13 protein-coding genes are annotated in these 12876 nt (G+C 66.6%); 5 read left to right on the top strand and 8 right to left on the bottom strand.

Going from position 1 to position 12876, the window contains the following annotated elements; all coding sequences use genetic code 11:
* The 8 genes from AC1D1T_RS23345 to AC1D1T_RS23310 all read right to left on the bottom strand — a co-directional run.
* The coding region (locus tag AC1D1T_RS23345; RefSeq protein ID WP_477992566.1) for an aconitase family protein at positions 1-299 on the bottom strand (299 nt) is incomplete at its 3' end.
* A 117-nt stretch (positions 300-416) separates the two neighbouring features.
* Entirely contained in the window at positions 417-1730 is a 1314-nt protein-coding gene (gltA, locus tag AC1D1T_RS23340; RefSeq protein ID WP_465114467.1) for a citrate synthase, read from the bottom strand.
* A gap of 46 nt (positions 1731-1776) precedes the next feature.
* Positions 1777-2046: an FAD assembly factor SdhE gene (locus AC1D1T_RS23335; RefSeq protein ID WP_047511252.1), complete on the bottom strand. Its 270-nt coding sequence runs from the start codon at positions 2044-2046 to the stop codon at positions 1777-1779.
* Between the two features lie 7 nt (positions 2047-2053).
* Positions 2054-2758, bottom strand: a complete 705-nt coding sequence (locus AC1D1T_RS23330; RefSeq protein ID WP_465114466.1) for a succinate dehydrogenase iron-sulfur subunit — start codon at positions 2756-2758, stop codon at positions 2054-2056.
* Between the two features lie 31 nt (positions 2759-2789).
* Positions 2790-4517, bottom strand: a complete 1728-nt coding sequence (gene sdhA, locus AC1D1T_RS23325; protein ID WP_465114524.1) for a succinate dehydrogenase flavoprotein subunit — start codon at positions 4515-4517, stop codon at positions 2790-2792.
* Between the two features lie 73 nt (positions 4518-4590).
* Positions 4591-4953 (bottom strand): succinate dehydrogenase, hydrophobic membrane anchor protein, encoded by a 363-nt coding sequence (gene sdhD / locus AC1D1T_RS23320; RefSeq protein ID WP_047511244.1) that lies wholly within the window; start codon positions 4951-4953, stop codon positions 4591-4593.
* 11 nt (positions 4954-4964) lie between these two features.
* The gene (gene sdhC / locus AC1D1T_RS23315; protein WP_477828618.1) at positions 4965-5393 is read right to left on the bottom strand and encodes a succinate dehydrogenase, cytochrome b556 subunit; all 429 of its coding nucleotides are present in this window, start codon (positions 5391-5393) and stop codon (positions 4965-4967) included.
* 128 nt (positions 5394-5521) lie between these two features.
* On the bottom strand, positions 5522-6307 hold the full coding sequence (locus AC1D1T_RS23310; protein ID WP_047511240.1) for a GntR family transcriptional regulator: 786 nt from the start codon (positions 6305-6307) through the stop codon (positions 5522-5524).
* A gap of 150 nt (positions 6308-6457) precedes the next feature.
* On the opposite strand from AC1D1T_RS23310, the gene AC1D1T_RS23305 reads away from it, so the two are divergent.
* The 5 genes from AC1D1T_RS23305 to acnB all read left to right on the top strand — a co-directional run bounded on the left by AC1D1T_RS23305 (position 6458) and on the right by acnB (position 12665).
* On the top strand, positions 6458-7444 hold the full coding sequence (locus AC1D1T_RS23305; protein WP_047511238.1) for a malate dehydrogenase: 987 nt from the start codon (positions 6458-6460) through the stop codon (positions 7442-7444).
* 74 nt (positions 7445-7518) lie between these two features.
* Entirely contained in the window at positions 7519-8307 is a 789-nt protein-coding gene (tam, locus tag AC1D1T_RS23300) for a trans-aconitate 2-methyltransferase (RefSeq protein ID WP_477992565.1), read from the top strand.
* Positions 8307-9302, top strand: a complete 996-nt coding sequence (locus AC1D1T_RS23295; protein WP_477826305.1) for an HpcH/HpaI aldolase/citrate lyase family protein — start codon at positions 8307-8309, stop codon at positions 9300-9302. Before tam ends, AC1D1T_RS23295 begins: the two co-directional genes overlap by 1 nt.
* A gap of 132 nt (positions 9303-9434) precedes the next feature.
* Entirely contained in the window at positions 9435-9923 is a 489-nt protein-coding gene (locus tag AC1D1T_RS23290; RefSeq protein ID WP_477826304.1) for a hypothetical protein, read from the top strand.
* A 162-nt stretch (positions 9924-10085) separates the two neighbouring features.
* Positions 10086-12665: a bifunctional aconitate hydratase 2/2-methylisocitrate dehydratase gene (acnB, locus tag AC1D1T_RS23285; RefSeq protein ID WP_477992564.1), complete on the top strand. Its 2580-nt coding sequence runs from the start codon at positions 10086-10088 to the stop codon at positions 12663-12665.
* Positions 12666-12876 lie beyond the last annotated feature (211 nt).

Genomic DNA, 12876 nt, shown 5'->3' with positions numbered 1-12876 from the left:
ATCTTGAACTGCGTGATGCCGACGCGGTCGCAGTTGGCGTCCAGCGTGTCGACCTGCAGCTTCGAGATCGGGTCGGCGATGCCGTGCGAGCGGTCGGTGGTCGGCACGTTGTGGTCGCTGACCGCCAGGTTGGCCGACAGGCGCCACACCTTGCGGTGCGCCAGGTCCAGGCCCTCGAACGCCTGCGGGCTGGTGACTTCGTGCACCAGGTGGCGATCGATGTAGAGGACGGCGGTGCCGTCTTCCTCGGTGTGGACGACGTGTTCGTCCCAGATCTTGTCGTAGAGCGTGCGGGCCATGGTGGCTTCCAGGTGAGACTCTGGCGAATCAACGATTTTAGGCGCTGAACAATGAAAAACCCCGGCGCCAGGCCGGGGTTTTCGCAGGGTGGAGTTCAGGCTGCTTTGCCGGCGGGCTCAGTTTCGCTGCGCAATGGGTTTCACATTGCGCTGCGTGGCACCGTGGAATAGCTGGCGCGGACGGCCGATCTTGTACTCCGGGTCGCCGATCATCTCGTTCAGCTGGGCGATCCAGCCGACCGTGCGGGCCAGCGCGAAGATCGCGGTGAACAGGCTGACCGGGATGCCGATCGCGCGCTGCACGATGCCCGAGTAGAAGTCGACGTTCGGGTACAGCTTGCGGGCGACGAAGTACTCGTCTTCCAGCGCGATCTTCTCGAGCTCCATCGCGAGCTTGAACAGCGGGTCGTTGTGCAGGCCCAGTGCGTTCAGCACCTCGTGGCAGGTCTCGCGCATCAGCTTGGCGCGCGGGTCGTAGTTCTTGTAGACGCGGTGGCCGAAGCCCATCAGCTTGATGCCGGAGTTCTTGTCCTTCACCTGCTTGATGAACTCGCCGATCTTCTCGACGCCGCCCATCTTCTGCACGTCCTCGAGCATGTTCAGCGCCGCCTCGTTGGCGCCGCCGTGGGCCGGGCCCCACAGGCAGGCCACGCCGGCCGCGATCGCCGCGAACGGGTTGGTGCCCGACGAACCGCACAGGCGCACCGTCGAGGTCGACGCGTTCTGCTCGTGGTCGGCGTGCAGGATGAAGATGCGGTCCATCGCGCGCACCAGCACCTCGTTCGGCTCGTACTCCTCGCACGGCGTCGCGAACATCATGCGCATGAAGTTGCCCGAGTACGACAGGTCGTTCTTCGGGTAGATGTACGGCTGGCCGATGCCGTACTTGTAGGCCATCGCCACCAGCGTCGGCATCTTCGCGATCAGGCGGATCGCCGAGATCTCGCGGTGCTTCGGGTTGTTGATGTCGGTGCTGTCGTGATAGAAGGCCGACAGCCCGCCGACCAGGCCGGTCAGCACCGCCATCGGGTGCGCGTCGCGGCGGAAGCCGCGCAGGAAGAACTGCATCTGCTCGTTGACCATCGTGTGGTTGGTCACCGTCTTGACGAAGTCGGCCTTCTCGGTCTCGTTCGGCAGCTCGCCGTTCAGCAGCAGGTAGCAGGTCTCGAGGTAGTCGCAGTTGGTCGCGAGCTGCTCGATCGGGTAGCCGCGGTACAGCAGCTCGCCCTTGTCACCGTCGATGTAGGTGATGGTCGACTGGCACGACGCGGTCGACAGGAAGCCGGGGTCGTAAGTGAACTTGCCGGTCTGCGCGTAGAGCTTGCGGATGTCGATGACGTCCGGGCCGATCGTGCCCTTGTAGACCGGCAGGTCCATCGCAGGGCTGCCATCGGAGAACGACAGGGTGGCTTTCACGTCGGACGGGGTCATGAGCATTCCTTCAAGCAGGGCAGGTTATGAGACTGAAAACACGCCTTCAGTGCCTGGCGCGCATCAGCTGCAGCACTTCGAGCACGTCGTCGCGCCGCAGGTCGCCATCGGGCTCCTTGCGGGCGAGCAACAGGTCCAGCAAATCGTTGTCGGACAGATCCATCAGCAGGGTCAGCCCCTCGGCCTGCCGGGTTGTCAACGCCGATTCATGACGCGCAAAGAACCGCTCGACGAACAGGTCGTTCTCGAGCAGGCCGCGCCGGCAACGCCAGCGCAGCTTGCTGAGGGCACGTTCGTCGAGCAGCGTGTCGGTCATGTCGAGTTCAGACGGCTCTACGAACCATCAGTTCCTTGATCTTGCCGATCGCCTTCGTCGGGTTCAGCCCCTTCGGGCAGACGTCGACGCAGTTCATGATCGTGTGGCAGCGGAACAGGCGGTACGGATCCTCGAGGTTGTCGAGGCGGGCGCCGGTGTCCTGGTCGCGGCTGTCGGCGATGAAGCGGTAGGCCTGCAGCAGCCCGGCGGGGCCGACGAACTTGTCGGGGTTCCACCAGAAGCTCGGGCAGCTCGTCGAGCAGCTCGCGCACAGGATGCACTCGTACAGCCCGTTCAGTTCCTCGCGCTCTTCCGGCGACTGCAGGCGCTCCTTCTCGGGCGGCGGCATGTCGTTGACGAGGTAGGGCTTGATCGAGTTGTACTGCGTGAAGAACTGCGTCATGTCGACGATCAGGTCACGCACCACCGGCAGGCCCGGCAGCGGCTTCAGCACGACGACGTCGGGCAGCGTGCGCATGTTGGTCAGGCACGCGAGGCCGTTCTTGCCGTTGATGTTCATCGCGTCCGAACCGCAGACGCCTTCGCGGCACGAGCGGCGGAAGCTGATCGTCGGGTCGACCGCCTTCAGCTTCATCAGCGCATCGAGCAGCATGCGCTCGCTGCCGTCGAGCTCGACCTCGAGGGTCTGCATGCGGGGCTTCGAATCCGTGTCGGGGTCGTAGCGGTAGATCTGGAAAACACGCTTGGTCATGAAATGCTTTCGACGTTCTCGTGGCGATGGCTCAGAACGAGCGGACCTTCGGCGGAATCGACTCGGCCGTCAGCGGGGTCAGTTTCACGGGCTTGTAGTCGAGGCGGTTGCCCTCGCTGTACCACAGCGAGTGCTTCATCCACACCTTGTCGTTGCGGCCGTTCGGGAATTCCGGCGAATCGGCGTAGTCGTTGACGGTGTGCGCGCCGCGGCTCTCGTGGCGGGCGGCCGCCGAGATCATCGTGGCGAGCGCCGCCTCGATCAGGTTCTCGACTTCCAGCGCCTCGATGCGGGCGGTGTTGAACACCTTGGACTTGTCGGCCAGGTGGATGTTCTTCACGCGCTCGGCGATCGCCTTGACCTGCTCGACGCCTTCGTCCATCGTCGCCTGCGTGCGGAACACGCCGGCATGCTTCTGCATCGAGTTGCGCAGGTCGTTGGCGACGTCCTGCGCGTATTCGCCGCCGCTGCTCGCCTCGTACTTGTTCAGGCGGGCCAGCGTGCGCTCGGCCGCATCGGCCGGCAGCGGCTTGTGGGCCTGGGTCTTCAGCGCCGAATCGACGATGTGGTTGCCGGCCGCGCGGCCGAACACCAGCAGGTCGAGCAGCGAGTTCGTGCCCAGGCGGTTCGCGCCGTGCACGCTGACGCAGGCGCATTCGCCGACCGCGTACAGGCCGTTGACCACCGCGTTCGGGTCGCCGTCCTTCGGCACCACGACCTGGCCGTGGATGTTGGTCGGGATGCCGCCCATCTGGTAGTGGATGGTCGGCACGACCGGGATCGGCTCCTTCGTGATGTCGACGTTCGCGAAGTTGTGGCCGATCTCCAGCACGCTGGGCAGGCGCTTCATGATCGTCTCGGAGCCGAGGTGGGTCATGTCGAGCACGACGTAGTCCTTGTTGGGACCGCAGCCGCGCCCTTCCTTGATCTCCTGGTCCATGCAGCGCGAGACGAAGTCGCGCGGCGCCAGGTCCTTCAGCGTCGGGGCGTAGCGCTCCATGAAGCGCTCGCCGTCGCTGTTGCGCAGGATCGCGCCCTCGCCGCGGCAGCCCTCGGTCAGCAGCACGCCGGCACCGGCCACGCCGGTCGGGTGGAACTGCCAGAACTCCATGTCCTCGAGCGGGATGCCGGCGCGTGCCGCCATGCCCAGGCCGTCGCCGGTGTTGATGAAGGCGTTGGTCGAGGCCGCGAAGATGCGCCCCGCGCCGCCGGTGGCCAGCAGCACGGTCTTGGCTTCGAGGATGTGCAGCTCGCCGGTCTCCATCTCGAGCGCGGTGACGCCGACCACGTCGCCCTCGGCGTCGCGGATCAGGTCGAGCGCCATCCACTCGACGAAGAAGTGCGTGCGCGCCTTGACGTTCTGCTGGTACAGCGTGTGCAGCATCGCGTGGCCGGTGCGGTCGGCGGCGGCGCAGGCGCGCTGCACCGGCTTCTCGCCGTAGTTGGCGGTGTGGCCGCCGAACGGGCGCTGGTAGATGGTGCCGTCGGGGTTGCGGTCGAACGGCATGCCGAAGTGCTCGAGCTCGTAGACGACCTTCGGCGCCTCGCGGCACATGAATTCGATCGCGTCCTGGTCGCCGAGCCAGTCGGAACCCTTCACGGTGTCGAAGAAGTGGTAGTGCCAGTTGTCTTCGGACATGTTGCCGAGCGAGGCACCGATGCCGCCCTGCGCGGCCACCGTGTGCGAACGGGTCGGGAACACCTTGGACAGCACGGCGACGTTCAGCCCGGCACGGGCCAGCTGCAGCGAGGCACGCATGCCCGAGCCGCCGGCGCCGACGATGACGACGTCGAACTTGCGCTTGGAGATCGAGGAAGAGGAAAAGCTCACGTCACAGTCTCCAGAGCACTTGAATCGCCCAGCCGGCACAGCCGACCAGCCACACCAGCGTGAGCACCTGCAGGGCCAGCTTCACGCCGACCGGCTTCACGTAGTCCATCAGCACGTCGCGCACGCCGACCCACACGTGGTAGGCCAGCGAGACGATCACGACGAAGGTCAGCACCTTCATCCACTGGCGCGAGAAGATGCCGGCCCACTTGTCGTAGCCCATCGAGCCCGGCAGCAGCACCTGCACGATCAGCGCGACCGTGAACAGCGCCATCACCAGTGCGGTGGCGCGCTGGGCCATCCAGTCGCGCAGGCCGTAGTGCGCGCCGACGACCAGGCGCTTCGAACCAAAGTTTTGTGTCATGGTGTGGCGCCTCAGAAGAACAGCTTCCAGCCGAGCACGAGGGTCAGCAGGACACTCAGCACCAGCGTGACGAGGGCCGACTGGCGGCCGAATTCCTTGCTGACCGAGTGCGTCGCGTCCATCCACAGGTGGCGCACGCCGGCGATGAAGTGATGCAGGTAGGACCAGATCAGCGCGAGCGTCACCAGCTTGATGAACCAGGCCGGCACGAAGCCGTAGCCGCCCATGAAGACGCCGGTGAACTGCGAGTACGAGACCTCGGAGGTGAGGCTGGTGTCGAACATCCAGATGATGAACGGGAGCAGCACGAACATCAGCAGGCCGCTGACGCGGTGCAGGATGGACACCCAGCCCGCAAGGGGCAGCCGGTACTGGGTGGCGTCGATCAGACGCATCGTTCCTGGCCTCCGTGAGGAGATTGGCTTGGAAATCTCTGTCATACCCACCTTGTGTAATCGAGACGAAACCGAAGGATTTTATTGCAACGCAGCAGATTCTCGTGGGGGTCGGAGAAGTGACCGCGGCAAATGATGCGCCTTCGCGACCAACTTCGGGCGCGGCGACACGGCTAACTGAGTTCGTTCCTGTAGTAATGCGAGCGCGTGTTGTAGAGGCCGCGCCGCAGCTCGACCGGCTTGTCGCCATAGGTGCGCGACAGCCGCTCCACGCTGAGCAGCGGCTCGCCGACCGGCACGCCCAGCAGTTCGGCCGCGCCGGCATCGGCCGCCACCGCCCGCAACTGCTCCTCGGCCCGGATCATGCGCACGCCGAATTCGGTCTCGAACAGGCCGTACAAGGGCCCGCGGTAGTCGGTCAGGCGCTCGGCCGTCAGCCCCTTGAACAGCGCAGCCGGCAGCCAGATGTCGTCCAGCACGACCGGCACGCGCTTGAACTGCAGCAGGCGGCGGATCTGGATCGCCGCGTCGCCGGCCTTCAGCTCCAGCGCGCGGGCGATCTCGGCATTCGGCCGCTGGCGGCGGCAATCGATGACATGGCGTGTCGCGCCGCCGATCTCGCCGTCATCGGGCATCAGGCGCAGGAAGCGGTACTGGATCTTCTCTTCCGCATGCGTCGCGACGAAGGTGCCCTTGCCCTGGCGGCGCACCAGCAGGTTCTCGTCGGCCATCGCGTCGATCGCCTTGCGCACCGTGCCCTGGCTCACCTTGTAGCGCGCGGCCAGCTCCATCTCGCTCGGGATCGCCTCGCCGGGCTTCCATTCGCCGCCCTGCAGGCTGCGCGTGATCAGCGCCTTGATCTGCTGGTACAGCGGGCTGAAGGCCGGCCCGCCGGCATCGGCGGGGGGCGCTTCGCCGGCAGCGGCAGCAGCAGAAAGGGAGGGGATCGAGGCGGCCATGAGACCGCGATTGCAGCACAGCTCGCCCCCTGTCGTCCATGACTGATGGAAGATGTCTTATATAAGACATAAGATCATTGACAAGGGGGTGGGTCGACACCTAGACTCGCCCTACACTTCAGGCACCACTGAACCCTGCGGAGACTCCTCATGAGCAAGAAACCCGTTCGCGTTGCCGTCACCGGTGCCGCCGGCCAGATCGGCTATGCCCTGCTGTTCCGTATCGCCTCGGGCGAGATGCTGGGCAAGGACCAGCCGGTGATCCTGCAACTGCTCGAGATCCCCGACGAGAAGGCCCAAAAGGCGCTGAAGGGCGTGATGATGGAACTCGACGACTGCGCGTTCCCGCTGCTGGCCGGCATGGAAGCGCACGGCGATGCCAACACCGCCTTCAAGGACACCGATTACGCGCTGCTGGTCGGCGCCCGCCCGCGCGGTCCCGGCATGGAACGCAAGGACCTGCTGGCCGCCAACGCGCAGATCTTCACCGCGCAAGGCAAGGCACTGAATGCCGTCGCATCGCGCAACGTCAAGGTGCTGGTGGTCGGCAACCCGGCCAACACCAACGCCTACATCGCGATGAAGAGCGCGCCCGACCTGCCGCGCAAGAACTTCACCGCGATGCTGCGCCTGGACCACAACCGCGCCGCGTCGCAGATCGCCGCCAAGACCGGCAAGCCGGTGTCGAGCATCGAGAAGCTGGCCGTGTGGGGCAACCACTCGCCGACGATGTACGCCGACTACCGCTTCGCGACGATCGACGGCAAGTCGGTCAAGGAACTGATCAACGACGACGTGTGGAACAAGGACACGTTCCTGCCGACCGTCGGCAAGCGCGGTGCCGCGATCATCGAAGCACGCGGCCTGAGCTCGGCCGCCTCGGCCGCCAACGCCGCGATCGACCACATGCGCGACTGGGCGCTGGGCAGCAACGGCAAGTGGGTCACGATGGGCATCGCCTCCGATGGCCAGTACGGCATCCCGAAGGACACGATGTTCGGCTTCCCGGTCACCACCGCCGGCGGCGAGTACAAGCTGGTCGAGGGCCTGGCGATCGACGCGTTCTCGCAAGAGCGCATCAACCTGACCCTCAAGGAACTGCAAGAGGAACAAGAAGGCGTCAAGCACCTTCTGTAAGCACGGCTGCGGGCCCGAGAGAAGGCCGGACTGCATCCGGCCTTTTTTTCGGCTCGACCGCTACGGAGCAAGCGATGAGCGACTGGAATCCAGCCCTGTACAAGCAATTCGAGGACGAGCRCACGCGCCCGGCGCGCGACCTGCTGGCGCAGGTGGATGCCATCCCGGCCGGTCCGGTGTTCGATCTCGGCTGCGGGCCGGGCAACTCGACCGAATTGCTGGTCCATCGCTTTCCCGGCGCGCAGGTCGTCGGCACCGACACCTCCGAGGCGATGCTCGCCAGCGCCCGGGAGCGCCTTCCGGGCTGCCGCTTCGAGCTGAGCGACATCTCCACCTGGCGCGCGACGTCATCCGCCACTTCGCCCGCCGCGCTGATCTACGCGAACGCCTCGCTGCAATGGGTGCCCGACCACGCGGCGCTGCTGCCACGGCTGTTCGCCGAGCTCGCGCCGGGCGGCACGCTCGCGATCCAGATGCCCGACAACCGCGACGAGCCCACGCACCGGCTGATGCGCGAGACCGCCGCGCTCGCGCCCTGGGCCGAGCCGATCGGCGATGCCGACCGCAAGCGCACGCCGATGCTCGGCGTCGGCGGCTACTACGACCTGCTCGCGCCGCTGGCCGCGCGGGTGCAGGTGTGGCGCACCGCCTACCAGCACCCGATGGCCGACGCCGCCGCAATCGTCGAATGGGTGCGCGCCACCGGGCTGAAGCCGTTCATCGATCCGCTGCCGCCCACGCTGCGCGCCTCGTTCCTCGAGGCCTACACCCGGCGCATCGCCGAGGCCTACCCGGCGCACGCCGACGGCCGGCTGCTGCTGGCGTTCCCGCGGCTGTTCATCGTCGCGACGAAGGCTGCCTGATGAACCAGCATCCGCGCGAGATCCTGTTCGGCGCCGGCGACGTGCTGCCCGCCCTGCCCGTCTGCGACCACTATGCCGGCGTCGAGGCCCGCATGCACAAGAGCCTCGCGCTGCAGGCCGAGCTCGGGCCGGTGTTCGACATCACGCTCGATTGCGAGGATGGCGCGCCGGTCGGCGGCGAGGCCGAGCATGCGCAGATGGTCGCGTCGTTCGTGATGTCGGCCGCCAACCGCCACGGCCGCGTCGGCGCCCGCGTGCATGCGCCGGACGAGGCCGCCTTCGATGCCGACGTCGACACGCTGGTCAAGCAGGCCGGCACCCGGCTGGCCTACCTGATGGTGCCCAAGGTCGAGAGCCTCGCGCAGCTGCAGGCCGCGATCTCGTCGATCGACGCCGCGGGCGTGCGCCACGGCCTCGAGCGGCAGATCCCGATCCACGCGCTGGTCGAGACGCACGGCGCGCTGCGCGAGGTCGACGCGATCGCCGCGCACCCGCGCATCGAATCGCTGTCGTTCGGCCTGATGGATTTCGTCTCGGCGCACCGCGGCGCGATCGGCCACCAGGCGATGAGCGCCACCGGCCAGTTCGAGCACCCGCTGGTGCTGCGCGCCAAGCTGGAGATCTCGGCCGCCTGTCACGGCCATGGCAAGGTGCCGTCGCACTGCGTCGTCACCGAGTTCCGCAAGCTCGATCTGCTGCAGAACGCTGCGACGAAGGCCGCGCGCCAGCTCGGCTACCTGCGCATGTGGAGCATCCACCCCGACCAGGTCCGCACCATCGTCGACGCGTTCGCGCCGACCGCCGCCGAGACCGACCTCGCGACCGAGATCCTGATGGCGGCCCAGGCGGCCCGCTGGGCGCCCACCAGCCACCGCGACACGCTGCATGACCGGGCGAGCTACCGCTACTACTGGCATGTGCTGGAGCGCGCGGCCCGCACCGGGCAACCGCTGCCGATCGAGGTGCGGCAGGCCTTCTTCGCGGAGGGCCTGTGATGTTTTCCACGCCCTCGCGCGGCAAGTGCGCAACAAGCCTTCAAATTGTTTCAAAGACGGGGGTTGCAGCCCGATGTGTGCCACCACCAACCTCCACAATCGCTCCTTCTCACAACCCGTTGGAGCGACACGATGTCCCGCAACCTCTTTCTTGCCAATGCCTTCGCACTGGCCGTTGGCCTGACCTCGGCTGCCGCGATGGCTGCCGATCCCGCCACCCCGGCGAAGCCGGCCGCGAAGCCCGCTGCTGCCGCCCCGGCGAAGAAGGCTCCGCCCAAGAAGGTCGAAGCGACGCTGCCGGCCGCCGACCAAGGCCAGCTCGACGCTGCCGAGCGCACGCTGTACGGCCCGTACGAGTGCGAGTTCAACCAGAAGATCGACGTCTCGATCAACCCGAAATTCCCCGGTTACGTCGACGTGGCCTTCGGCAAGAAGCTGTTCACGATGAAGCCGGTGTCGTCGTCGACGGGTGCGCTGCGCCTGGAAGACGTCAAGGGCGTCACGCTGCTGCTGCAGATCGCCAACAAGTCGATGCTGATGGACACCAAGGCCGGCCAGCGCCTGGTCGACAACTGCGTGCACGAGAAGCAACGCGCTGCCGCTGCGGCCGCCGGCAAGTAAACGCCGACGGTCTCCGGAGATCGAGCCAGCGCCCTGCCCCCGTTTTTTCGTTCCCTGTGCCTCGGGTCGCGACGACGACCGGTGGCCGGCGCCTGGCAGATCCGCGCAATGCGGCTGCAGGGCTTTCCCTTTCCTGACCGTCATTGCCCCCCGGAGAACCGCATGCTTCAAGCCTATCGCCAACATGTCGCCGAACGCGCCGCCCTCGGCATTCCGCCGCTGCCGTTGTCGGCCGCGCAGACCGCCGAACTGATCGAGCTGCTGAAGGCGCCGCCGGCCGGTGAAGGCGCCAACCTGGTCCACCTGCTGACGCACCGCGTGCCCGCGGGCGTGGACGATGCGGCCAAGGTGAAGGCCTCGTACCTGGCGGCGGTGGCGCATGGCACCGAAACGAATTCGCTGATTTCCCGCGAACTGGCGACCGAGCTGCTGGGCACGATGCTCGGCGGCTACAACATCAGCCCGCTGATCGACCTGCTTGATGACGCCGCGGTCGGCGCCGTCGCCGCCAAGGGCCTGAAGGGCACCTTGCTGATGTTCGACCAGTTCCACGACGTGAAGACCAAGGCCGACAAGGGCAACGACCACGCCCGCGCGGTGCTGCAGAGCTGGGCCGATGCCGAGTGGTTCACGTCGCGCCCGGAAGTGCCGGCCTCGATCACCGTCAGCATCTTCAAGGTCGGCGGCGAGACCAACASCGACGACCTGTCGCCGGCGCCCGACGCGTGGAGCCGCCCCGACATCCCTCTGCATGCGCTGGCGATGCTGAAGAACGCACGCCCCGGCATCACGCCCGAGGAAGACGGCAAGCGCGGCCCGATCAAGTTCATCGAGGACCTGCGCGCCAAGGGCCACCTGGTGGCGTATGTGGGCGACGTGGTCGGCACCGGCTCCAGCCGCAAGTCGGCGACCAACTCGGTGCTGTGGTTCACCGGCGAAGACATTCCCTACGTGCCGAACAAGCGCTTCGGCGGCGTGTGCCTGGGCAACAAGATCGCCCCGATCTTCTACAACACGATGGAAGACGCCGGCGCGCTGCCGATCGAGCTCGACGTGAGCCAGATGGCGATGGGCGACGTGGTCGAGCTGCGCCCGTATGAAGGCAAGGCGCTGAAGAACGGCCAGGTGATCTCCGAGTTCAAGGTCAAGAGCGACGTGCTGTTCGACGAGGTGCGTGCCGGCGGCCGCATCCCGCTGATCGTCGGCCGCGGGCTGACCGCGAAGGCGCGCGAGGCGCTGGGCCTGGCCCCGTCGACGCTGTTCCGCCTGCCGCAGAGCCCGGTCGACACGAAGAAGGGCTACTCGCTGGCGCAGAAGATGGTCGGCAAGGCCTGCGGCCTGCCGGTGGTCAACGGCCAGCAGCAGGGCGTGCGCCCGGGCACGTACTGCGAACCGCGCATGACCAGCGTCGGCTCGCAGGACACGACCGGCCCGATGACGCGCGACGAGCTGAAGGACCTGGCCTGCCTGGGCTTCAGCGCCGACCTGGTGATGCAGAGCTTCTGCCACACCGCGGCCTACCCGAAGCCGGTCGACGTGAAGATGCACCACGAGCTGCCGGAGTTCATCAGCACGCGCGGCGGCATCTCGCTGCGCCCGGGTGACGGCGTGATCCACAGCTGGCTGAACCGTTTCCTGCTGCCCGACACCGTGGGCACCGGCGGCGACAGCCACACCCGTTTCCCGATCGGCATCAGCTTCCCGGCGGGCTCGGGCCTGGTCGCGTTCGCCGCGGCCACCGGCGTGATGCCGCTGGACATGCCGGAGAGCGTGCTGGTGCGCTTCAAGGGCACGATGCAGCCGGGCGTCACGCTGCGCGACCTGGTCAACGCGATCCCGCTGTACGCGATCAAGCAGGGGTTGCTGACGGTCGAGAAGAAGGGCAAGAAGAACATCTTCTCGGGCCGCATCCTCGAGATCGAGGGGCTGCCCGACCTGAAGGTGGAGCAGGCCTTCGAGCTGAGCGATGCGTCGGCCRAGCGTTCGGCGGCCGGCTGCACGGTGCACCTGAACAAGGAACCGATCATCGAGTACATCAACAGCAACATCTCGCTGATGAAGTGGATGATCGCGCAGGGCTACTCCGATGCACGCACGCTGGAGCGCCGCATTGCCGCGCAAGAGGCCTGGCTCGCGAACCCGCAGCTGCTGAAGGGCGATGCCGATGCCGACTACGCGGCGGTGATCGAGATCGACCTGGCCGACGTGCACGAGCCGATCGTGGCCTGCCCGAACGACCCGGACGACGTGAAGACGCTGGCCGAGGTGTCGGGCGCGAAGATCGACGAGGTGTTCATCGGTTCGTGCATGACGAACATCGGCCACTTCCGTGCGGCGAGCAAGCTGCTCGAGGGCAAGCGCGACATCCCGGTGAAGCTGTGGGTGGCGCCGCCGACCAAGATGGATGCGCACCAGCTGACCGAGGAAGGCCACTATGGCGTGCTCGGCACGGCGGGCGCTCGCATGGAGATGCCGGGCTGCAGCCTGTGCATGGGCAACCAGGCGCAGGTGAAGGAAGGCGCGACGGTGTTCTCGACGAGCACGCGCAATTTCCCGAACCGGCTGGGCAAGAACAGCAATGTCTACCTCGGCTCGGCCGAGCTGGCGTCGATCTGCTCGAAGCTCGGTCGCATTCCGACGAAGGACGAGTACATGGCTGACATGGGGGTGCTGACGGCGGCCTCCGACAAGGTCTACCAGTACCTGAACTTCGACCGGATCAAGGAATATTCGGAAGCTTGATGGTTGATTTGGGCTTGGCCTCCCTCCGCGCGAAAGGCGCGGGTGGGGAGGCTGTGGCGCGCCTTGTGCCACCACCCTGCCTTGCAGAGGTGACAAGCGAACAAATGAGGGACAAGGCGTGCGAACGCCCGCATGCTTGTCGGTCACTTCAATCTTTTCCCTCAACAAGAGCGGATGGTGTTGAGCGGCGGGTGAGGGGATGGGCTGGGGG

The organism is Rhizobacter sp. P2_H3, assembly GCF_056403355.1.
Note: the sequence above shows the minus strand (reverse complement) of the source record. Positions and strands in the feature narration are given on the sequence as shown.